The following is a 19,569-nucleotide window of genomic DNA, read 5'->3' as shown; positions in this document are numbered from 1 at the left end:
ACGTTCATCCCGCTGCGCCCCCGCGCCTCGACCCCCCGCTGGGCCAGCGCGGCGATCAGCGCGTCGGGGGGGGGCCCCGGCCCCCCCCCCCCCCCCCCCCCCGCCCCCCCCCCGGCGGGCCCCCCCCCCCCCCCCGCCGGGGGGGGGGGGCGGGGGGGGGGGCGGGGGGGCGGGGGGGGGCGCCCCCCCCCCGGGGGGGGGGGCCGCCCCCCCGGGGGGGGCCGGCGGGGCGGGGGGGGGGGGGGGGGGGGCCCCCCCCCCCCCCCCCCCCACGGCACCACCGTCACTCGACGGCGATCACGGTCCCCGCCCCCACGGTCCGTCCGCCCTCACGGACGGCGAACCCGAGCCCGGGCTCCAGAGGCACCTCGCGCCCCAGCTCCACGGCCATGGTCACCGTCTCGCCGGGCCGCGCCACCCCCGCGTCGCCGAGGTCGATGTCACCGACCACGTCCGCGGTGCGGATGTAGAACTGCGGCCGGTACCCGCTCGCGACGGGCGTCGCACGCCCGCCCTCCGCCGCCGACAACACGTACACCCGCGCCGTGAACCGCCGCCGCGGCTCCACGCTCCCCGGCGCCGCCACGACGTGCCCCCGCCGGACGGCGTCGCGGGGCACGCCCCGCAGCAGCAGCGCCACGTTGTCCCCGGCCTGCGCCTCCTCCATCGGCTTGCCGAAGGTCTCCAGGCCCGTCACCACGGTGTCCAGGCCGGCGCCCAGCACCTCGACCCGGTCGCCGACGCGTACCGTGCCCCGCTCGACCGCGCCGGTCACGACGGTCCCCCGGCCGGTGATGGTGAGCACGTTCTCCACGGGCAGCAGGAACGGCGCGTCGACATACCGCTCGGGCATCGGCACGTACGTGTCGACGGCGTCGAGCAGCGCGTCGATGGACGCCGTCCACCGCGGGTCGCCCTCCAGGGCCTTGAGCCCCGACACACGGACGACGGGCGCGGCGTCGCCGCCGTAGCCGTGCGCGGTGAGCAGGTCGCGGACCTCCAGCTCGACGAGGTCGGTGAGCTCCTCGTCGCCGGCGTCGGCCTTGTTGAGGGCGACGACGATGTGGTCGACGCCCACCTGCCGCGCCAGCAGGACGTGTTCGGCGGTCTGCGGCATGATCCCGTCGAGCGCCGAGACGACGAGGATCGCCCCGTCGAGCTGCGCGGCCCCGGTGACCATGTTCTTGACGTAGTCGGCGTGGCCCGGCATGTCGACGTGCGCGTAGTGCCGGGTGTCGGTCTCGTACTCGACGTGCGCGATGTTGATGGTGATGCCGCGCGCCGCCTCCTCGGGGGCGCGGTCGATGCGGTCGAACGGTACGAAGGTGCCGGCGCCGCGCTCGGCGAGGACCTTGGTGATGGCGGCGGTCAGGGTGGTCTTGCCGTGGTCGACGTGACCCATCGTGCCGATGTTCAGGTGCGGTTTGGTGCGCACGTATGCCGTCTTGGGCATGGCGGTACCTCGAAGCCTCTCAGGAAAGGATGCCGAGTGATGGCCCCGGCTGCGGCGGGACGCCGGCCGGGACGGGGACCCCGAGGACTTCGCCGACCCTCCCCCTGCGGGGTCCGCCGGACGATCCGGAGAGGGTCAGCTTCGGGCGCCGTCGACAGCGGCCAGGAGAACGGGAACGGCAGCCTTCGGAGCATCCGCGACGGCGGATGCTGCGAGGACGAAGGCGTACCGGAACATGGTGGTGATCCTCGCCGACGGTTCGACCGGTGTCGAATGGTTTTCCCGAGGGAGAGTCGGGGGCGAGGCGGCACGAGAGGGGAGACACGACCCGCATGACCGACATGACCGCGGCCGAGTGGTGGCGGCTGCTGCCGGCCGGCGTCCGGGACCAGGCCGACGGCTACGTCCTCCAGGACGCCCGCCTGCAGGCGGTCCGCGTCGTCTGGGAGGCCGGCCGGGCCCGTGGCCTGGGGCTCACCGAGGCCCAGCTCGTCGTCCACGACCGCTACCTGCACCACGGCGACCGGATCGCCCGTACGCCCGACAGCCCTCTCGACCTGGAGTCGCTGACCGCCCGTGCGGCCGGCGCGCCGGGCCGGGTGGTGGCCGTGGAGGCCGTCTGGGACGGGGACACCTTCCACGACTGGTTCGTGGACCTCGTGGCCGTCACCGACGATCCGGAGGGGGAGCTGCGACTGGCCACCATCCACCGGTCCGCGGCCGTCCGGCACCTCGGCGACGAGGAGCCGGCCGCCCGCCACCCCGCGGCGGTCGTGGCCGGCCGGGTCGGCAGGGCCCTCGCCGACCGCCTCTCGGTCCCCTTCCACTTCGCGAGCCCCGAGACGCCCGACGACCAGGCGCCCCGCCGGCGGTGAGGGAGGCTCAGCTCCCGATGTTCTTCAGCGCCTCCCGCACCGACAGCGGCGCGAACCGCCCGTGCTCGCGGGCCAGGAAGGCGCGGACGGCGTCCGGGTCGGTCTTGGCGTACTCGCGCAGGGCCCAGCCGATCGCCTTGCGAATGAAGAAGTCCTCGTGTCCCGACTGGCGCAGGCAGTGGGCGAAGAGGCGGTCGGCGTCGGTGCGCTCCTTGTAGCGGAGCTGGTGGAGGAGGGCGGTGCGGACGACCCAGAGGTCGTCGTCGGCGATCCAGGCGTCCATCTCGGCGGTGAGACGGGGGTCGGCGGCGACGAGGGCGCCCACGACGTGCGCGGCGAGCGGGTCGACGGTGTCCCACCAGGGGACGGTGGTGACGAGCCGTCGGGCCACCGGCAGGAACGCCGAGGTGCAGCGTCCGGCGTGCCGACGGAGGTAGTCGACGGCGAAGTAGTGGTACTCGCGGTGCGGCAGCGCCCAGCAGCGCAGGGCGATCGCCGTGCAGTCGGCCTCGTCGGGGCGGGGCGTGCCCGCGAGGACGGCCCGGGACAGGACGCGGCGCTCGGGTGTGGGCAGGCCCAGGAAGGGGGCCACGTCCTTCAGGTACGCGCCCATGGCCGCCGCCCGGGCGGGGTCGGCCGCGGCGGCGTACGCGGCGGTCAGCCGCTCCAGCACGGCGTCGGCGAGCGCGCTCGGCGGCACGCCGGTTGTTTCCGCACCTGTGACCGTCATGAGACGAACCATACGGCGATCACACACTTCCGTCGGTTAGTGTCGCCGGATGCTCGATGCCACCACCCGCTCTGGGGGCACCGCCACGGCCTCTCCCCGGGCCGCCGCCACGGAGCTCCTCGTCCCCGTCTCCGTGCCCGCCCCCGTCACGCCCGTGCCCGCGCCCGCACGCACCGGTCTCGCCGTGCGCTGCACGAGAGTGCTGCTCTCCCCGTGGTCCCGTCTCTCCCTGCTGGTCACGCTGCTCGCGGCGGCCGCGTCCGGGGTGCTGCTCTTCGAACCGCAGAATCTGCTCGCCGAGGGCTGGCCACCCCAGCTGGGCGGCGCCACGGCGGCGCTGGTCTTCGCGGTCGCGTACGGGTTGTGCACGGTGGCGTTCGTGCCGCGGCCGCTGCTGAACCTGGCCGCGGGGGCGTTGTTCGGCTCGCAGCTGGGCCTCGGCGCGGCGCTGGGTGGCACGGTGCTGGGTGCGGGGATCGCCTTCGGGCTGGGCCGGATCCTCGGGCAGGACGCACTGCGGCCACTGCTGCGGGGCCGGCTCCTGAAGGCCGCGGACGGCCAGTTGAGCCGGCACGGGCTGCGCTCCATGCTGGCCGCCCGGCTCTTCCCGGGGGTGCCGTTCTGGGCCGCGAACTACTGCGCCGCCGTCTCCCGCATGGGCTGGCTGCCGTTCCTGGTCGCGACCGCGCTCGGCTCGGTCCCGAACACGACCGCGTACGTCGTCGCCGGGGCCAGCGCCTCGTCCCCGACCTCGCCGGTGTTCCTGATCGCGGCGGCCGGCATCGCCCTGCCGGCGCTGGGGGGCGCGGTGGTGGCGTGGCGCAAACGCCACCACCTGCGGGCCCGGTGACGGCCCGTTACACCGACTCCAGCACCATCGCGTTGGCCAGACCGCCCGCCTCGCACATCGTCTGCAGGGCGTAGCGGGCGCCGCGCTCGCGCATCGCGTGCACCAGGGTCGTCGTCAGACGGGTGCCGCTCGCGCCGAGCGGGTGGCCGAGCGCGATCGCGCCGCCGTGCACGTTGACCTTGGCGAGGTCGGCGCCGGTCTCCTGCCGCCAGGCCAGGACGACACTGGAGAAGGCCTCGTTGACCTCGAAGAGGTCGATGTCGTCGAGGGACAGGCGTGCCCGGCGCAGCACCTTCTCCGTCGCGGGGACGACGCCGGTGAGCATCAGCAGCGGGTCGGATCCGGTGACGGCGAAGCTGTGCAGGCGGGCGAGCGGGCGCAGTCCCAGGCGGGCGGCGGTCTCACTGGAGGTGATCAGCACGGCCGAGGCACCGTCGTTGACGGGACTGGCGTTGCCGGCGGTGACGTTCCACTCGATCTGCGGGAAGCGCTCGGCGAACGCGGGGTCGTGGTAGGCGGGCCTGAGGCCGGCCAGGACCTCGAGGGTGCTGTCCGGGCGGACGCACTCGTCGCGCGAGACGCCGTCCAGGGGCGCGATCTCGGCGTCGAAGAGACCTTTGTCCCAGGCCTCGGCGGCCTTGCGGTGAGAGGTGAGGGCGAAGGTGTCCATCTGCTCGCGGGTGAGGGACCACTTGGCGGCGATGAGTTCGGCGCTGATGCCCTGCGGGACGAGGCCCTCGGGGTAGCGCTCGGCGACGCCGGGACCGAAGGGGTCCTTGCCGGGCGGCACGTTGGACCACATCGGCACGCGGCTCATCGACTCGACCCCGCAGGCGACGACGAGGTCGTACGCGCCCGCGATGACGCCCTGCGCGGCGAAGTGCACGGCCTGCTGGGAGGAGCCGCACTGCCGGTCGACGGTGGTCGCCGGGACCGTCTCCGGGAAGCCCGCGGACAGGGCGGCGTAGCGGGTGGTGTTCATGGCCTGCTCGCCGACCTGGTCGACGGCGCCGCCGATGACGTCGTCGATCAGCGCGGGGTCGACGCCGGAGCGCTCGACGAGGGTGCGCAGGGTGTGGGCGAGGAGTTCGACGGGGTGCACGTGGGCGAGCGAACCGTTCGGCTTGCCCTTGCCGATCGGGGTGCGTACGGCTTCGACGATGACTGCGTCACGCATGCGCGGGCCTCCTTGGCCGCAGGGGCCCGGCCGTCCGGGTCCGAGCCCACCTGAGCGATTACCAGTGAGTAGGAAATCCGAACTCACCATAGCGCCGTCAGTTGGAAAATCAAACCCTCACCTAGACTGGGCGGCATGGCCGCCTCCTCCAAAGAACCGCGCCCCTGCTCCATCGCCGACACCCTCGCGCTCGTCGGCGAGAAGTACTCCCTGCTCGTGCTGCGGGAGGTGTGTCTCGGCAACGGCCGTTTCGACCAGCTGGTGCGCAACATCGGCGCTCCGCGCGACGTCCTCGCCACCCGCCTGCGCCGCCTCGTCGAGGCCGGGATCCTCACCAAGCGCGTCTACAGCGAGCGGCCCCAGCGCTTCGAGTACCGGCCGACCCAGGCGGGGCTCGAACTCGAGCCGGTCCTGATGACGCTGATGGCGTGGGGCGACCGCCATCTCCGCAAGGACGACGACCGCCCCATGGTGATCGAGCACGTCTGCGGCCACGAGATGGTCCCCGTGGTCACCTGCACGGCCTGCGGCGACCAGGTGCGCCACGAGGACCTGAGGGCCCACCCCCAGACCCCGGGCTGGACGGTGGCCGGCCCGACGGCCGTGTGACGGACGGCGGCACGCCCGGACCGCGTGCTCTCCCGCCGGACCGCGTACCCTCCCAGCGGACGACGGGACGGCCGCCGCGGGGCTGAGCGGTGCCCGGCCGCTGAACGGCAGGACCCCTGCGGGGGCCGGCCGGGCACACACCTCGCCGACCTGCCGCGGCCTCTCCCCCGATGACGCGCTGTGGGGCGGGAGGCGTTCTTCGAGGACCCGTCGGGCGGCCTGTCGCCCAGGGAGCGGCCTCTGCGCGGGGCCGGCCCGCCACGCGGCGCCGAACCCCGGTGACGGCTGCGGCGTGTTGGCCGGGGGACGGCGACGGCACGACGGACGACGACCCGCCGACGGTCCTGACCGGCGTGCGGGCCTCGCGTCGACCGCCGAGTCCACCGGAGCGGCCTCTCCCCGCACCGCCGGCCCTACGTGACCGAGGAACGCCCCCGCGAGGGCCGCCCGTGGCGCCACCGCCGGCGCCAGGACCTCGCGGGTCACGGCCGGTCCGTGACCCCCTGCCGGTAGACGTCCAGCCGCCCGCACATGCCGAACTTCCCGTGGACCGACGGCTGTTCGGACCGTACGGCCGCACCGGCGAGATGGGAGACGTCACCGTCCGCCAGCCGGTCGAGCTGCTCCCCCGTCGCCTCGGCGGCCGCCTGAGCCCCGCGCAGCCAGCGCTCGCGCCACTCGGTGAGCCGGGGCCGTACGAGGGCGGCGGCGGCTCGGTGGAAGGCGGCGAGGACCTCGGGGCCGTCCGCCTCGCACAGGGCCCGGTAGCCCTCCAGGGCCAGGTCGCGCCGGGCCCGGGCGAACCGTTCCTGCTCCGCCTCCGGCGCGTCGGCCGGGATCGTGGTGGCGGCGGCGTACGTCTCGGGGTCGGTCAGGTACCGCGGGGGCAGGGTGAGGACCGCGTCGCCCGCCTCCGGCAGCCCGCTGTTCTGCATCAGGACGGTGATGCGCAGGTCGCCCTCGTTGACCAGCCGGTGGACGGTGCCCGGCGTGAACCAGGCGACCGTGCCGGGCGCGAGGGGCGTGACCTCGTACCCGGAGGCGGTCAGCGTCTGGACCGCGCCGCGTCCGCCGGTGACGACGTAGCCCTCCGAGCAGACCAGGTGCAGATGGGGTGTTCCGCCGTGCAGGCCGTCGGCCGCGGCCCAGTCGTAGACGCACAGGCGCGAGACGGCGACGCCGCCGGGCAGCCCGCCGTAGGCGCTCACCACGGGTGTGCCGCGAGGTACTTGGCGATCTCCTCCCGCTCCCAGGCCCCGTCCGCCACGACGACGCGGTAGCGGCGGGTGAGGGTGTCGCCGGGGGCGAGCTCCAGCTCGTCGTAGAAGGCCCAGGACGGGGCGATGCCCGCGAACGGCTCGTTGCGGACGAACCAGTGCGCGGGGTGGGCGCCCAGGGCACCGGACTCGTCGTTCTCGGGGGCGTGGGCGAAGACGACGGTGGCGTGGCCGTCGGTGCCGTCGTGCTCGCCGGAGAGGGCGAGCCAGGGGCCCTGCGTGCCCATCAGTTCCGGGCCCTCGCCCTCGGGGCCGATGATCCGTCCGTCCCGGAAGGCGCGCGGGCCGCGCCAGAACAGGCCGGTGTAACCGGCCATCTCGCGTCCGGCGGTGGTCGGGCTGCCGAACCGCAGGGGTTCGTCCCGGCGGTTGGTGATGGCGCTCGTCCAGGTCAGCGCCCAGGACCCGAAGGCCCGGTCGACGTCGTGCACCTCGATCCGGCGCGCCTCCTCGGCCCACAGCTCGCCGCTGTGCGGGTGCCAGGTCAGCCGCTCGGCGACGACGGCCCGGTCGCCGTCGACCGCGACCTCGTCGAAGGCCACGTGCGTCATGGAGCCGACCCGTTCGGGGAGTTCGAGGTACCCCTGGCCGTGGACGTAGCTGTTGCCACCCCACAGGTTCGCGCCCGAGAGGTGGGAGGCGGTCAGCGACAGGCCCTTGTGCCAGCGGTGGTCGTTGGGCCGGTAGTCGGTGACGACGTCGCCCGCGAGGGTGCGCAGGGGGTGGATGTACGGCTTCGGCGCCTCCCAGGCGGCCTCCGGCCGGTAGACGTAGGTGAGCAGTTCGACGCCGGTGGCCGGGTCGGCCACCGTGATGCGGTCGCCGTGCGCGTGGACGAGCCGCAGACCGGTCACGCGGGCACCTCCTCGGTGCCGAGCGGCACCGCGGCCGGCGCCCAGCCGGGGGCGCCGCCGTGCAGGGCCGTGTAGAAGGGGTCGCCGGTCCCGATCTCGCCCCGCTCGACCGTCGCGTCCGTGAACGCCGACTTGTACAGCGCGGTGACCAGCTCCAGGCTGGTGCGCCCGTCGGCCCCGCTGCTGCGCGGCCGCTCCCCCGCGCGCATGCTCGCGACCAGTGCGCGCAGTTGTGCCAGGTGGGAGCTGGGCACGTCCGGCCCGAAGTCCTGCCAGGCGGCCGCCCGGTCGCCGGGGACGTCCGGGGCGGGGGTGATGCGCCAGTTGTCGTTGGAGTGGCCGTACAGGTGGGTGAGCTCGACGGTGGCGCGCTCGCAGTCGATGCGGATGCGGCTGACCTCGTCGGGGCTGAGGACGCTGTTCACGATCGTGGCCATGGCGCCGTTCTCGAAGCGCACCAGGGCGGTGGAGACGTCCTCGGTCTCCACGTCGTGCACGAGCCGTCCGGCCATCGCGCGCACCTCGCTCCACGGGCCGAGCAGTTCCAGCAGCAGGTCCATCTGGTGGATGCCGTGGCCCATGGCCGGGCCGCCGCCCTCGGTCCGCCAGCGGCCGCGCCAGGGCACGGCGTAGTAGGCCGTGTCGCGGTACCAGGTCGTCTGGCAGTGCGCCACCAGCGGCCGCCCCATGGCCTGCTCGGCGAGCAGCCGCCGTACGTGCTCCGCACCGGACCCGAAGCGGTGCTGGAAGACGATCGAGGCGTACGGGCCGCCGTCCGCCCCCTCCTCCGCCTGGACGGCGTCGTAGTCGGCGAGCGTCGGCACCGGCGGTTTCTCGCACCACACCCAGGCTCCGGCGCGCAGCGCGGCCACGCTCTGCTCGCGGTGCAGGGTCGGCGGCGTGCAGATGGTCACCAGGTCGGGGCGCTGCTCGGCGAGCATCCGTTCCAGGTCCGTGTAGGCGTGCGGAATCCCGCCTTCCGCGCAGAAGGCCTCGACCGCGGCCCCGTCGATGTCGACGGCCGCGACGACCTCGGTCTCACCCTCGGCCGCGAGCCGGTCCAGGGCGGGCAGGTGCGAGCCGCGGGCGATGGCGCCGGTGCCGATGACGGCGGCGCGGATGCGACGGCCGGCGAGCGGAGCGGATGCGGGTGGGGTCATGGGCGGATCAGCACTCCTCGACGAACGACCGGGCAACCGAGCAGACCGGCGCACGAGCCGGGCGCCCGGGTGACGCCACGGGACCCGATCACGCAGCAAGCGCTTTCTCTGCGGCAGCAACGTAAGCGTCCGCACGGCGGCCGGTCAACACATCGGCGCAGGTCCGCCGCCGCGGACGCTTCCCCTCCGCGGCTCCGGCCGAAACCCCTGTGCCCGGGCTGTCACCGAGGGGCGCTACGCTGCCTCTCGCACACCACTTGATCACCGCGCGCGGCGGCCCGCCGTGTCCGCCGCCCCTCTCCGATCGGCACTTGGACTCCGTAACCTCATGTCTTGGTTTGAATCCCTCATCCTCGGACTCGTCCAGGGGCTGACCGAGTTCCTCCCCGTCTCCTCCAGCGCGCACCTGCGGCTGACCGCTGCCTTCTCGGGCTGGGAGGACCCCGGCGCCGCCTTCACGGCGATCACCCAGATCGGCACGGAGGCCGCGGTGCTGATCTACTTCCGCAAGGACATCGGCCGGATCATCTCGGCGTGGTCCCGGTCACTGTTCGACAAGACGATGCGCAAGGACCACGACGCCCAGATGGGCTGGCTGGTGATCGTCGGCTCGATCCCGATCGGTGTGCTCGGCGTCACGCTCAAGGAGCAGATCGAGGGACCGTTCCGCGACCTGCGGGTGACCGCGACCATGCTGATCGTGATCGGCATCGTCATCGGCATCGCCGACCGGCTGGCGGCGCGCGACGAGAACGGCGGACGGCACCGCGCGCCCAAGCAGCGCAAGACCCTGGACAACCTGGGCGTCAGGGACGGCCTCATCTTCGGCCTCTGCCAGGCCTGCGCCCTCATCCCGGGCGTCTCCCGCTCCGGCGCCACCATCAGCGGCGGCCTCTTCATGGGCTACAAGCGTGAGGCGGCGGCCCGATACTCGTTCCTGCTCGCCATCCCCGCGGTCATGGCCTCCGGCCTCTTCGAGCTGAAGGACGCGATGGAGGGCGGCCACGTGGACTGGGGGCCGACGGCGTTCGCGACGGTGATCGCCTTTGCGTGCGGTTACGCGGTCATCGCGTGGTTCATGAAGTTCATCAGCACCAAGTCCTTCATGCCGTTCGTCTACTACCGCATCGCGCTCGGCGTACTGGTGATAGCCCTGGTGAGCCTGGGCGTGCTGAGTCCTCACGCGGCCGAGTCCGCGGGCTGACGAGCCCCGTCGCCTCACGTCGCCGTCTCCGCTCGCGAAGGCCCCACCGGCAGGTGCCCGGTGGGGCCTCGGTGCGGGCGCAGCCCGGCGTGCGGATCCTGACGGGTCAGCAGGCGTCGTACTTCCAGGCGCCGTCCTCCAGCGTCCAGGGCTGCCTGGTCTGATCGAACTCGGGCAGCCCCTGCACCTTGTAGGTGGCGCGGCCGAGCTCGCCGGACACCTCCGCCCGCACGTCGGTGGCCGGGTGGTCCTCCCCGTGCTCCTTGTTCGCCTGCCGTACGACACCGGCGTACGCGTCCGCGCCGATCTCCCCCTGGCATCGCTTCGACAGCATGCCGTACGCGGTGTCGGCGTCGGCCGCGAAGTACGCGCTGGTGTACACGGCGACGGCGGCCTCGAGATCGTCACCCTGCTTGTCGGCCGGGACACTGATGGTCGGCTCGGCCACGGGCTTGCCCGAGTCGCCAGCGGGCTGCGCCTTGTCGTCGCCGCCGGACGAGCAGGCGGTGAGCGCGGCGAGGAGCGCGGCGGCCATGACGGTGGTGGCGTGGGTGCGCATGGTGTCCCCCCTGGACAGTGTTCGCTGGTCACGGCATGGTGCCACGATCGGCGCACCCCGCAGGGGCTTCCTCCCGGCCGTGACCAACCCCATACGGTTCGCGTAGCCGACCGGTAGCGCACGGTCAGCGCTTGGGCCTACGCTGGTGCGCATGTCCCCCACTTCTGTCGCCCCTGGTTCCGTGCGGTCTGCTGCCGAGGTGAACGAGGAGATCCGGGCACTGTGGCTGCGTGCGGGCGGGTCCCTGTCGGCCGAGGAGCGGGCCGAGTACGAGCTGCTGGTGGTGGAGTGGGCGGCGGCGATCCGCGGCGAGGTGGTCGAAGCGGCCTGAAGGCCGCCCCGCGCCTCCGTCACCCACCGTCCCCGGTCACCGTCCCCCCGCCACGCGCAGCACCGCCCCGGTCGTGTACGACGCGTCGGGCGACATCAGGTACGCCACCGCCGCCGCGATCTCCTCGGCCTGCCCTGCTCGCCCCAGCGGAATCGAGGCGGCGGCCCGACGAGGCCGGTCCGGGTCGCCCATGGCCGCGTGGATCTCGGTGTCGATGACGCCGGGCGCGACCGCGTTGACGCGGATGCCGTCCGCACCGAGTTCCTTGGACAGGCCCACGGTGAGGGCGTCGACGCCGGCCTTGGTCGCCGCGTAGTGGACGTACTCGCCGGGGCTGCCGAGGGTCGCGGCCGCCGACGAGATGTTGACGATCACCCCGCCGCCCCGGGGCGTCATCAGCTGCGCCGCCCGCCGCGCGCACAGCAGCACGCCCAGCAGACTGACGTCCACGACCCGGCGCAGGTCGGCGGTGTCGGTGTCGGCGAGCCGCCCGAGCGGCCCGGTCACGGCGGCGTTGTTCACCAACCCCGTCACGGGCCCCAGCCGGTCCTCCGCCACCGCGAAGAGACGCTCCACGTCCGCCTCGACGGAGGTGTCCCCGCGCACCGCGACGGCGCGGGCACCCGCCTCGCGCACCGCGTCGGCCACCGCTTCCGCGGCCTCGGCGTCGCGGACGTAGCCGACCGCCACGTCGTGCCCTTCGGCCGCGAGCCGCCGACAGACGGCGGCGCCGATCCCCCGGCTGCCGCCGGTGACGACGGTGACGAGTCGCTTCATGATCTCCCCTGACCTGACGCCTGATCAACGCACGCTTGCGTTCACGACGGTACGACGACACCGGAGCGCGGCTCGTCGCCCTCCAACTGCTCGGGCGGGTCGCTGAGCTGCTCGCGCACGTAGTTCCAGACCACCGCGATCACCGCGGCGACCGGAACGGCGAGCAGACTGCCCACGATGCCGGCCAGGCTGCCGCCCAGCGTCACCGCCAGCAGGACCACCGCCGCGTGCAGGCCCAGCCCACGGCTCTGGATCATGGGCTGGAACACGTTGCCCTCGAGCTGCTGCACCCCGACGATGATGGCCAGCACGATCAACGCGTCCGTCAGGCCGTTCGAGACCAGGGCGATGAGGACCGCGACGAAGCCGGCGAAGAGGGCACCCACGATCGGTACGAACGCGGAGACGAAGGTCAGCACCGCCAGCGGAAGCACCAGCGGCACGTCCAGAATCCACAGGCCGAGTCCGATCAGCACGGCGTCGAGAAACCCGACGAACGCCTGGGACCGCACGAACGCCCCCAGGGTGTCCCAACTGCGCGCGGCCACGGCCGGGACGTCGGTGGCGAGCCGACCGGGCAGCTGACGGGCCAGCCACGGCAGGAACCGTGGACCGTCCTTGAGGAAGAAGAACATCAGGAAGAGCGCCAGGACGGCGGTGATCACACCGTTGACCACGGTGCTCACGCCCGTGACGACATAGGTGACCGCGCTGCCGAGGCCGTCCTGGGCGCGGGCGACCGCGGTGTCGAAGGCCTGGGAGATCTGGTCGTCGCCGATGTTCAGCGGCGGCCCGGCGGCCCAGTCGCGCAGCTTCTGGATGCCTTCGACGACGCCGTCGGCCAACTCACCGGACTGCGACGCCACCGGCACGGCGATCAGCGTCACGACGCCCCCGGCGACCAGCAGGAACAGCACGGTCACCGCCGACGCCGCCAGGGCGGGAGGCCAGCCGTGACGCCGCAGGAAACGCGCCGCGGGCCAGGTCAGCGTGGTGAGCAGCAGGCCGACGACCAGCGGCCAGACGATCGACCACATCCGGCCCAGCACCCACAGGGCGACCGTGAGCATCACGAGGACGAGCAACAGGTCGGCGGAGATCCGCGCCGACGTGCGGAGCGCGGTGCGGGTCCTCGCGGGACTCAACGTGGGAAGCATGGGGTCACCCTATTGGCACGGCGATCACACTTCGTCCACCCCGTGACCAAGTGGCCTACCGCCGCAGATGAGTCAGCACATCGTCCGCCACCGGGTAGGGCCGCTCCCGTGGCAACAGCGCCTTCGCCAGGTCGAGTTCGCCGGCGCGAACGTGGGCGTGGATCCGCCGGGCCAGGGGCGTGACGTCCTGGATGCCGGTGATCCACTCGTCGGCGTAACGGATCGTCGCCTCACCCGCCAGGCCCAGTTGGAGTGACCGGTAGGGCAGCGGGTTGAGGTGCAGGTCGCGTTCCGGATCCCACTGCACACGCGCGGGCGACCGCTTCAACTGCCGCTTCCAGGCGTCCTGGTCGCCGTGCAGGGCCGGGACGTAGTGCGAGAGACAGGCGTTCCGCAGCGCCCACTCGAAGCCTTCGCGGGTGATCCCGACGGCGAGGACGGTCTCCTGCCCCTCCTTCGTGGCCCAGCCACAGCGGTACATCATCCAGAGGAAGGACGGCTTGATCCACGTCATGCGCTCTCGGCTCCACGCTGACGGGAAGCGGCCGTTGCGGGCCGCCGCGTTGCCGATCTTCGGGCGGTACGCCTGGTAGACGGTGACCGTGTCCTCGGTGTGCCGGGCGCGGATGCGGAACTTCGGTTCCTGTTCGACGGAGGGTTCGACCGGTTGTTGAGGAAGTCGTTCGACGGTTTGATCGTTCACGGTTCTCAGCCTCGCCGTCCTGCGGCCCGTACGGCCACCGAATATCCGCGTGCCCGCGCCGGTCGCCGCACGCCTCTTGGCTCGGCAGGTCCCATGCCCAACACTCGGGCCATGACGCAGCGTGTGGAGCTCGCCACCGTGATGGACCGGCTGGCCGTCGACGGGCTGATCACCGACTACGCGGTGGCGGTCGACGACGGGGACTGGGCGGCGTACCGGGAGTTGTTCACGCCGGACGGGCGGGCCGACTACCGTTCCGCCGGCGGTATCGAGGGGGAGGCCGGGAAGGTCGCCGCATGGCTCGCGGAGAGCATGCGGCTGTTCTCGATGCGGCAGCACCTCATCGTGAACCGTCGCCTCCGCTTCGGGGTACTGGAGCGGGAGCGGGGTGACACCGCCCGGGTCCAGGCCGACTACGTCAATCCGATGCGGCTGGCCGACGACGGCTCCTCGGCGGCGCCCGACTTCGTCTGCGGCGGACGGTACGCCTTCGGGCTGCTGCGGACGGACGACGGGTGGCGGGTGCGCGAGGTGGTCGTCCAGGAGAAGTGGCGGCGCCTGCCCGGCGGGGGCTCCGCCGGCTGACCGAAGGTGGCCCGGCCGCCGGCCGGGCCCATCTGGTCGGAGATCGATCCCCGCGCGCACACTGGAGCCACCAGCGGGTAGGGAGGTGCCGTATGAAGACGTTCGGTCCCTGGCTCACCTCCCCGTGGCGGCGTTCCGCCGTCGGGGCACTGGCGGGTGCGCTGCCCGTGCCGGCGTTCCCGGCGCCGGGTCTGTGGTGGTGGGCCTTCCTCGCGCTCGTTCCCTGGCTCCTGCTCGTCCGCTCGGCCCCGACGGGCAGGCGGGCGATGTACGACGGCTGGAGCGGCGGGTTCGGTTTCATGCTGGCGATGCACCTGTGGCTGCTGCCGAACCTGCACGTCTTCACGCTCGTGATCGCCGCTCTGCTGGGCGCGCTGTGGGCGCCGTGGGGCCGGCTCGTGCGCCGGTTCCTCGGGGGTGTGCCCTCGTGGGGCCGGGTCGGGGCCGCGCTCGTGGTGGTGCCGTCGGGCTGGCTGGCCGTGGAACTCGTCCGTTCCTGGCAGGGGCTGGGCGGGCCGTGGGGCATGCTCGGGGCGAGTCAGTGGCAGGTGGAGCCGGCGTTGCGGCTGGCGTCCTTGGGCGGCGTGTGGCTGCTCAGTTTCCTCGTGGTGGCCGTGAACGTGGCGGTCGCCGTGCTCGTCGCCGTGCCGGCGCACCGGGTGCCCGCCGTGGCGGGCCTCGTGGCCACCGCCGCCACGGCCTCCGCCGCCTGGGTGTGGTCGCCCCGCCCCGACGCCGACGGGCGGCAGGCCCGGATCGCCGTCGTGCAGCCGGGTGTCGTCGACGGCCCCGAACGCCGCTTCGACCGGGAGGAGCAGCTGACCCGCCGGCTCGTCGGGCAGGACGTCGATCTGATCGTCTGGGGCGAGAGCAGCGTGGGCTACGACCTGGACGACCGGCCCGACCTGGCGCGGCGCCTGGCGCAGCTGTCCCGGGCGACCGGCGCGGACATGCTGGTCAACGTCGACGCGCGCCGCTCCGACCGGCCCGGCATCTACAAGAGCTCGATCCTGGTCGGACCGGACGGCCCGACCGGCGACCGGTACGACAAGATGCGGCTGGTGCCCTTCGGTGAGTACGTCCCGGCCCGCTCCCTGCTCGGCTGGGCGACCTCCGTCGGCAAGGCGGCCGGTGAGGACCGCCGGCGCGGCGCCGAGCAGGTCGTGATGAACGCCGGCCCCGGGCTGCGGATCGGCCCGATGGTGTGCTTCGAGACCGCGTTCCCCGACATGAGCCGTCATTTGACCGAGGACGGGGCGGACGTGCTGGTCGCCCAGTCGTCGACGTCGACGTTCCAGCAGAGCTGGGCGCCCGGGCAGCACGCCTCCCTCGGCGCCCTGCGGGCGGCGGAGACCGGCCGGCCGTTCGTCCACGCGACGCTGACGGGCGTCTCCGCCGTCTACGACGCGAGCGGCCGGCGTCTGGGGCCGTGGCTCGGAACCGACGCGAGCACCACGGCCGTCCACGAGGTGCCGCTCACCGAGGGCGTCACTCCGTACGTCCGCTTCGGCGACTGGCCGGTCCACGCGGCCCTGCTGGTCCTCGCGGCCGTCTGCCTCATGGAGGGGGTGAGCGCGGTCAGGCTGCGCCGGAGGACTCCCGCACCGCTCGGACCACCCGCTCGCACAGTTCGTGAGTCGCCAGCGCGTCACGGGCGCTGAGCACCTTGCCCGCGCGCACGGCGTCGAGGAAGGCCACGACGGCCTGTTCGATGCCGCGCTGGCGGGCCACCGGCACCCAGTCGCCGCGCCGCCGTACGGTCGGCTGGCCCTTGTGGTCGATGACCTCGGCAAGGTTGACGACCTGCCGCTTGGTGTCCTGACCGGACACCTCGAGAATCTCCTCGTTCGAGCCGCTGAGCCGGTTCATCACCCCGAGCGCGGTGAAGCCGTCCCCGGAGAGCTGCAGGACGACGTGGTGCAGCAGCCCCTCCACCGTCCGGGCCCGCACGGTCACGTCGTCCACCGGCCCCGGCACCAGGAACCTCAGGGTGTCGACGACGTGGATGAAGTCGTCGAGGATCATCGTGCGCGGCTTCTCGGGCAGCCCGATCCGGTTCTTCTGCATGAGGATCAGCTCGCGCGGATGGTCGGCGCACTGCGCGTAGCCGGGCGCGAACCGCCGGTTGAAGCCGACGGCGAGGCTCGTCCCGCGCTCCTCCGCGAGCGCCACGAGCCGCTCCGAGTCGGCGAGGTCGTACGCCAGCGGCTTGTCGACGTAGGTCGGGACACCCGCCTCCAGCAGCCGGGTCACGATCTCGGGGTGGACGGTGGTGGGCGCGTGCACGAAGGCCGCGTCCAGGCCCTGGGCGAGCAGCGCGTCGAGGTCCCGGTGCCGCTGACCGGCCGGGACGCGCAGGGCGTCGGCGACCTGGTCGAGGGTGGCCGGCGTGCGGGTCTGGAGGTGCAGTTCGAGTCCGGGCAGCGCGCCGAGCACCGGCAGGTACGCCTTCCGCGCTATGTCGCCGAGTCCGATGCAGCCGACCTTCACGGGAGCTCCTTCACTGCTGGTCCGCGCCTGCCTGCACCGCAGCATACGGGGCCTGCGGCGGCCGCCAGTCGGCGATCCCCTCGAAGCCGCGCAGGAGCAGCGCGGGTCCGACGGCGGACAGCGCGACCAAGGCGGTGTCGCGTACGGCCATCAGCGCGCGGTTGCTCGTCATGTTGAGGCGGGCGACCCTGACGGCCTGGCGGGAGATGGCCGTCGTGCGGGGCAGCCGGGCGGCCGTGTACGCGGCGAGGCCGTCGCAGACGGGGGTCCCCCCGCTCGAGCGGGGTCGCGCGTGGTGGAAGGCCAGGACGATCGCGTCCTCGATGGCCTGGTTGCCGCCCTGCCCGAGGGTCGGGGGCATGGCGTGGGCGGCGTCGCCGAGGAGGGCGACGCGGCCGCGGTGGAACGCGGGCAGTGGCCGGGCGAGGTGGTGGACGTCGTGCCGCAGGACGTCCTCGGGGCGGGCGGCGGCGAGGACGGCGGGGATCGGGGCGTGCCAGTCGGCGAAGAGGCGGAGGAGTTCGGCCTTCTCGTTGTCGGGCGCGTGGTGTCCGGCGGGGGTCATGGCCGCGGCGTAGGCGTAGACCCGGCCGTCCTTCAGCGGGTGGGTGCCCCAGATGCGGCCCCTCCCCCAGGTCTCGTGCGAGGCGAACTCCACGCCGGGCACCGGGATGACGACCCGCCAGGTGGTGAACCCCGAGTAGGCGAGGCCAGGGTGGCTCGGGAAGAGCGCACCGCGTACGGCGGAGCGGATGCCGTCGGCGGCCACCACCAGGTCCGCCTCCCACTCGCCGCCGGACGTGCTCACCCTGGCGGGCCGGCGGTCGTCGCCGGGGTCGGTGAGGGTCGCGCCGACGTCCGTGTGGAGGGCCTCCGGTGGCAGCCGTGCGGCGAGGCGGTCGACGAGGGTGGCCCGATGGAGCAGGACGAGCGGACCGCCGAAGCGGCGGGCCGCCGCGTCGGCGCTGGAGCGGGCGAGCCACCGCCCGCCGGGTGTGCGCAGGCCCCCGTCCCCCTGCCAGGCGGCCAGGTCGCGGATCTCGTCGCCGAGGCCGATGACGTCCAGGGCGCGCAGCGAGTTGGGCGCCAGGGAGATGCCCGCGCCGACCGGTTCCAGGGAGCGGGACCGCTCCAGCACGGTGACCCTCCACCCCCGCTGGTACAGGGCGACCGCGGCGGTCAGGCCTCCGATACCGCCGCCGACGACGACCGCGTGACCGGGCTGTGCCATGGCTCCTCCAGTCTCCGACCCTCCGCACTACATCTGTAGTGCAAACCTGCGCCCGACTGTACTACAGCCGTAGTGAGACGGGTAGGTTGGACGCCATGCCCGTACGCACCGTTCCGAGCGCCTCGCGCGCCGACCGCGTCGCCGACGCCGCCCTCGCCCTGCTCGCCGAGCGGGGGATGCGCGGCCTCACCCACCGGGCCGTCGACGAGGCAGCCGCACTTCCCCAGGGCTCGACCTCCAACCTCGCCCGCACCCGCCAGGCGCTCCTGGAGCTCGCGGTGCGCCGCCTCGCCGACCGCGAGGCCCGGGTGCTGGCCCTGGACGAGATGCCGGACCCCCGGGCCGGTCTCCCCACCGTGGTGGACGCGCTCGCCCTGGCGACGCACCGCGCGCTGACCCGCAACCGCGAGCTGACGCTCGCCCGCTACGAACTGGCACTGGAGGCCACGCGCCGCCCCGAGCTGCGGGCCCACTTCGACGCGGCCGGAGCCCGCTTCCGCGACCGGCTCACCGTCCTGGTCACGGCGATGGGCTCGACGGACCCGGCCCGGCACGTGCTGTCGCTCGTGGCCTGGGCGGACGGTCTGATGTTCAGCTGCGTCGCCGGGTCGTTCCACGCGGAGGTCCCGAGCCTGGACCAGGTGCGGGCGGGGCTGCGGGAACTGCTCGCCGGGATGCTCCACGGCGTCAACGGCGACTGACCTACCGTCATCCGAAGCGGGCGAACACCCCTCGTACGGGGCGGTGGATCACCCGTGCGGGCCATTCCGTGCCGGACCGTCGTGCCCGTGCGGGCGGGAGCCAGCAGAGTGGCGCGGGTGCATCGAACGACGTCGACCACCGCAACGCTCCTGCTGACCGTCTCGGCCCTGACCGGTTGCGTGACCGTCCAGTACCCGCCCGTGCCCGGACCGCCCGCTCGTGCCTCCCAGCCGTCCGTGCCCGTGCCGTCCGTGTCCCGGCCGGACCGGCAGGCCGGGACGCACGTCGTGCAGTCGCCGGCCCTGGAGGCGCTGGAGAGGGTGGGGCGGGGACGCGGGCCGGAGTCGACGCCACCTCCCCAGCGGCGGCGGGCCGCCCCGGCGACACCGGCCGCGGAACCCCCGCCGGCCCGCTCCCACCCGCAGCCGAAGCCGCATCGGCAACCGCACCCCCGCTCGGCACGCCCGGAGCCCCGGCGCCCCGCGCACCCGCCCGTCGCGGTCCCCGACGTGCGGAACGAGGGCCACGGGAACAGCGGCGTGTGCGCGCTCGGCCGGCAGTACGGAGGCTGGCGCGCCGACAGCCCTGAGGCGGTGATCTGCGAGGGGACCTACGGGCGCTAGGCGCCACTCACCGCAGGGCTGTGCCACCGAAGCCGCCCTCCGGGGCCGTCGCAGTTTCTCGCTGCGGTGGCCGCCGAAGCCGGCCCTCGGCCTCCGGGGGCCGCTTTCGGGGGCCGCCCAAGCCACCCACCCTTGCGTCGGAGCGTCAGTCGCGACGGCCGCCGCCGAAACCGCCCGCCGACCTCGGAGGACTGCGCGTCGAGAGCCGCCCAACCCGCCCCC

At 73.8% G+C, this 19,569-nt stretch carries 21 protein-coding genes; 9 read left to right on the top strand and 12 right to left on the bottom strand.

Annotation, left to right across the window (positions count from 1 at the left end):
• Positions 1–283: 283 nt before the first annotated feature.
• Positions 284–1,453 carry an elongation factor Tu gene (tuf, locus tag ACIHAR_RS36715; protein WP_400023548.1) on the bottom strand — a complete coding sequence of 390 codons (1,170 nt, stop codon included), beginning with the start codon at positions 1,451–1,453 and terminating at the stop codon, positions 284–286.
• A 332-nt stretch (positions 1,454–1,785) separates the two neighbouring features.
• Here tuf and ACIHAR_RS36710 point away from each other — a divergent pair, with 332 nt between their 5' ends.
• Positions 1,786–2,328 carry a hypothetical protein gene (locus ACIHAR_RS36710; protein WP_400023547.1) on the top strand — a complete coding sequence of 181 codons (543 nt, stop codon included), beginning with the start codon at positions 1,786–1,788 and terminating at the stop codon, positions 2,326–2,328.
• Between the two features lie 7 nt (positions 2,329–2,335).
• Here the strand turns inward: ACIHAR_RS36710 and ACIHAR_RS36705 are convergent, their stop codons facing one another.
• Complete coding sequence (locus ACIHAR_RS36705) at positions 2,336–3,058, bottom strand: DNA alkylation repair protein (protein WP_400023545.1); 723 nt, start codon at positions 3,056–3,058, stop codon at positions 2,336–2,338.
• 49 nt (positions 3,059–3,107) lie between these two features.
• Here ACIHAR_RS36705 and ACIHAR_RS36700 point away from each other — a divergent pair, with 49 nt between their 5' ends.
• Positions 3,108–3,908, top strand: coding sequence for a TVP38/TMEM64 family protein (locus tag ACIHAR_RS36700; RefSeq protein ID WP_400023543.1), 801 nt, complete (start codon positions 3,108–3,110; stop codon positions 3,906–3,908).
• Positions 3,909–3,915: 7 nt separating this feature from the next.
• Here the strand turns inward: ACIHAR_RS36700 and ACIHAR_RS36695 are convergent, their stop codons facing one another.
• Complete coding sequence (locus ACIHAR_RS36695) at positions 3,916–5,085, bottom strand: thiolase family protein (RefSeq protein ID WP_365467552.1); 1,170 nt, start codon at positions 5,083–5,085, stop codon at positions 3,916–3,918.
• A gap of 135 nt (positions 5,086–5,220) precedes the next feature.
• On the opposite strand from ACIHAR_RS36695, the gene ACIHAR_RS36690 reads away from it, so the two are divergent.
• On the top strand, positions 5,221–5,694 hold the full coding sequence (locus tag ACIHAR_RS36690; protein ID WP_400023541.1) for a winged helix-turn-helix transcriptional regulator: 474 nt from the start codon (positions 5,221–5,223) through the stop codon (positions 5,692–5,694).
• Positions 5,695–6,176: 482 nt separating this feature from the next.
• On the opposite strand, the gene ACIHAR_RS36685 is transcribed toward ACIHAR_RS36690, so the two are convergent.
• Genes ACIHAR_RS36685 through ACIHAR_RS36675 form a run of 3 tightly spaced genes read right to left on the bottom strand, consistent with a single transcriptional unit; the run spans position 6,177 to position 8,985 of the window.
• The gene (locus tag ACIHAR_RS36685; protein ID WP_400023539.1) at positions 6,177–6,905 is read right to left on the bottom strand and encodes a cupin domain-containing protein; all 729 of its coding nucleotides are present in this window, start codon (positions 6,903–6,905) and stop codon (positions 6,177–6,179) included.
• Positions 6,899–7,825 carry a PmoA family protein gene (locus tag ACIHAR_RS36680; RefSeq protein WP_365467546.1) on the bottom strand — a complete coding sequence of 309 codons (927 nt, stop codon included), beginning with the start codon at positions 7,823–7,825 and terminating at the stop codon, positions 6,899–6,901. Before ACIHAR_RS36680 ends, ACIHAR_RS36685 begins: the two co-directional genes overlap by 7 nt.
• Positions 7,822–8,985 carry a Gfo/Idh/MocA family protein gene (locus tag ACIHAR_RS36675; protein WP_400023538.1) on the bottom strand — a complete coding sequence of 388 codons (1,164 nt, stop codon included), beginning with the start codon at positions 8,983–8,985 and terminating at the stop codon, positions 7,822–7,824. Before ACIHAR_RS36675 ends, ACIHAR_RS36680 begins: the two co-directional genes overlap by 4 nt.
• Positions 8,986–9,313: 328 nt before the next feature.
• Here ACIHAR_RS36675 and ACIHAR_RS36670 point away from each other — a divergent pair, with 328 nt between their 5' ends.
• On the top strand, positions 9,314–10,189 hold the full coding sequence (locus tag ACIHAR_RS36670; RefSeq protein ID WP_400023536.1) for an undecaprenyl-diphosphate phosphatase: 876 nt from the start codon (positions 9,314–9,316) through the stop codon (positions 10,187–10,189).
• A 106-nt stretch (positions 10,190–10,295) separates the two neighbouring features.
• Here the strand turns inward: ACIHAR_RS36670 and ACIHAR_RS36665 are convergent, their stop codons facing one another.
• Complete coding sequence (locus ACIHAR_RS36665) at positions 10,296–10,748, bottom strand: hypothetical protein (protein ID WP_365464889.1); 453 nt, start codon at positions 10,746–10,748, stop codon at positions 10,296–10,298.
• A gap of 151 nt (positions 10,749–10,899) precedes the next feature.
• Here ACIHAR_RS36665 and ACIHAR_RS36660 point away from each other — a divergent pair, with 151 nt between their 5' ends.
• Positions 10,900–11,079: a hypothetical protein gene (locus tag ACIHAR_RS36660; RefSeq protein ID WP_400023535.1), complete on the top strand. Its 180-nt coding sequence runs from the start codon at positions 10,900–10,902 to the stop codon at positions 11,077–11,079.
• A 36-nt stretch (positions 11,080–11,115) separates the two neighbouring features.
• On the opposite strand, the gene ACIHAR_RS36655 is transcribed toward ACIHAR_RS36660, so the two are convergent.
• The 3 genes from ACIHAR_RS36655 to ACIHAR_RS36645 are packed head-to-tail and all read right to left on the bottom strand — an operon-like array spanning position 11,116 to position 13,716.
• Positions 11,116–11,856, bottom strand: a complete 741-nt coding sequence (locus tag ACIHAR_RS36655) for an SDR family NAD(P)-dependent oxidoreductase (RefSeq protein ID WP_400023534.1) — start codon at positions 11,854–11,856, stop codon at positions 11,116–11,118.
• 41 nt (positions 11,857–11,897) lie between these two features.
• Complete coding sequence (locus ACIHAR_RS36650; protein ID WP_365464880.1) at positions 11,898–13,013, bottom strand: AI-2E family transporter; 1,116 nt, start codon at positions 13,011–13,013, stop codon at positions 11,898–11,900.
• A 55-nt stretch (positions 13,014–13,068) separates the two neighbouring features.
• Positions 13,069–13,716 carry a DUF4291 domain-containing protein gene (locus ACIHAR_RS36645; RefSeq protein ID WP_400023532.1) on the bottom strand — a complete coding sequence of 216 codons (648 nt, stop codon included), beginning with the start codon at positions 13,714–13,716 and terminating at the stop codon, positions 13,069–13,071.
• Positions 13,717–13,827: 111 nt separating this feature from the next.
• Here ACIHAR_RS36645 and ACIHAR_RS36640 point away from each other — a divergent pair, with 111 nt between their 5' ends.
• Complete coding sequence (locus ACIHAR_RS36640) at positions 13,828–14,301, top strand: nuclear transport factor 2 family protein (protein ID WP_365464874.1); 474 nt, start codon at positions 13,828–13,830, stop codon at positions 14,299–14,301.
• A gap of 92 nt (positions 14,302–14,393) precedes the next feature.
• A complete protein-coding gene (gene lnt / locus ACIHAR_RS36635; protein WP_400023530.1) occupies positions 14,394–15,962 on the top strand; it encodes an apolipoprotein N-acyltransferase in 1,569 nt (522 codons plus the stop codon).
• Here lnt and ACIHAR_RS36630 read toward each other — a convergent pair.
• Positions 15,880–16,791, bottom strand: coding sequence for a Gfo/Idh/MocA family oxidoreductase (locus ACIHAR_RS36630; RefSeq protein WP_365464868.1), 912 nt, complete (start codon positions 16,789–16,791; stop codon positions 15,880–15,882). The genes lnt and ACIHAR_RS36630 overlap by 83 nt on opposite strands.
• 10 nt (positions 16,792–16,801) lie before the next feature.
• Positions 16,802–18,022, bottom strand: a complete 1,221-nt coding sequence (locus tag ACIHAR_RS36625; RefSeq protein ID WP_400023528.1) for an FAD-dependent oxidoreductase — start codon at positions 18,020–18,022, stop codon at positions 16,802–16,804.
• A 95-nt stretch (positions 18,023–18,117) separates the two neighbouring features.
• On the opposite strand from ACIHAR_RS36625, the gene ACIHAR_RS36620 reads away from it, so the two are divergent.
• Positions 18,118–18,723: a TetR/AcrR family transcriptional regulator gene (locus ACIHAR_RS36620; protein WP_365464863.1), complete on the top strand. Its 606-nt coding sequence runs from the start codon at positions 18,118–18,120 to the stop codon at positions 18,721–18,723.
• Positions 18,724–18,840: 117 nt separating this feature from the next.
• Positions 18,841–19,347, top strand: a complete 507-nt coding sequence (locus ACIHAR_RS36615) for a hypothetical protein (RefSeq protein ID WP_365464860.1) — start codon at positions 18,841–18,843, stop codon at positions 19,345–19,347.
• Positions 19,348–19,569: the final 222 nt, after the last annotated feature.

The sequence above is a fragment of the Streptomyces sp. NPDC052016 genome (genome assembly GCF_044548445.1).
Taxonomy (GTDB): Bacteria; Actinomycetota; Actinomycetes; order Streptomycetales; family Streptomycetaceae; genus Streptomyces.
Note: the sequence above shows the minus strand (reverse complement) of the source record. Positions and strands in the feature narration are given on the sequence as shown.

Excerpts from the sequence above, each read along its gene's own strand:
- tuf (WP_400023548.1), bottom strand. The coding sequence starts at position 1,453 with ATGCCCAAGACGGCATACGTGCGCACCAAACCGCACCTGAACATCGGC.
- ACIHAR_RS36710 (WP_400023547.1), top strand. The coding sequence starts at position 1,786 with ATGACCGACATGACCGCGGCCGAGTGGTGGCGGCTGCTGCCGGCCGGC.
- ACIHAR_RS36705 (WP_400023545.1), bottom strand. The coding sequence starts at position 3,058 with ATGACGGTCACAGGTGCGGAAACAACCGGCGTGCCGCCGAGCGCGCTC.
- ACIHAR_RS36700 (WP_400023543.1), top strand. The coding sequence starts at position 3,108 with ATGCTCGATGCCACCACCCGCTCTGGGGGCACCGCCACGGCCTCTCCC.
- ACIHAR_RS36695 (WP_365467552.1), bottom strand. The coding sequence starts at position 5,085 with ATGCGTGACGCAGTCATCGTCGAAGCCGTACGCACCCCGATCGGCAAG.
- ACIHAR_RS36690 (WP_400023541.1), top strand. The coding sequence starts at position 5,221 with ATGGCCGCCTCCTCCAAAGAACCGCGCCCCTGCTCCATCGCCGACACC.
- ACIHAR_RS36675 (WP_400023538.1), bottom strand. The coding sequence starts at position 8,985 with ATGACCCCACCCGCATCCGCTCCGCTCGCCGGCCGTCGCATCCGCGCC.
- ACIHAR_RS36670 (WP_400023536.1), top strand. The coding sequence starts at position 9,314 with ATGTCTTGGTTTGAATCCCTCATCCTCGGACTCGTCCAGGGGCTGACC.
- ACIHAR_RS36665 (WP_365464889.1), bottom strand. The coding sequence starts at position 10,748 with ATGCGCACCCACGCCACCACCGTCATGGCCGCCGCGCTCCTCGCCGCG.
- ACIHAR_RS36660 (WP_400023535.1), top strand. The coding sequence starts at position 10,900 with ATGTCCCCCACTTCTGTCGCCCCTGGTTCCGTGCGGTCTGCTGCCGAG.
- ACIHAR_RS36655 (WP_400023534.1), bottom strand. The coding sequence starts at position 11,856 with ATGAAGCGACTCGTCACCGTCGTCACCGGCGGCAGCCGGGGGATCGGC.
- ACIHAR_RS36650 (WP_365464880.1), bottom strand. The coding sequence starts at position 13,013 with ATGCTTCCCACGTTGAGTCCCGCGAGGACCCGCACCGCGCTCCGCACG.
- ACIHAR_RS36640 (WP_365464874.1), top strand. The coding sequence starts at position 13,828 with ATGACGCAGCGTGTGGAGCTCGCCACCGTGATGGACCGGCTGGCCGTC.
- lnt (WP_400023530.1), top strand. The coding sequence starts at position 14,394 with ATGAAGACGTTCGGTCCCTGGCTCACCTCCCCGTGGCGGCGTTCCGCC.
- ACIHAR_RS36625 (WP_400023528.1), bottom strand. The coding sequence starts at position 18,022 with ATGGCACAGCCCGGTCACGCGGTCGTCGTCGGCGGCGGTATCGGAGGC.
- ACIHAR_RS36620 (WP_365464863.1), top strand. The coding sequence starts at position 18,118 with ATGCCCGTACGCACCGTTCCGAGCGCCTCGCGCGCCGACCGCGTCGCC.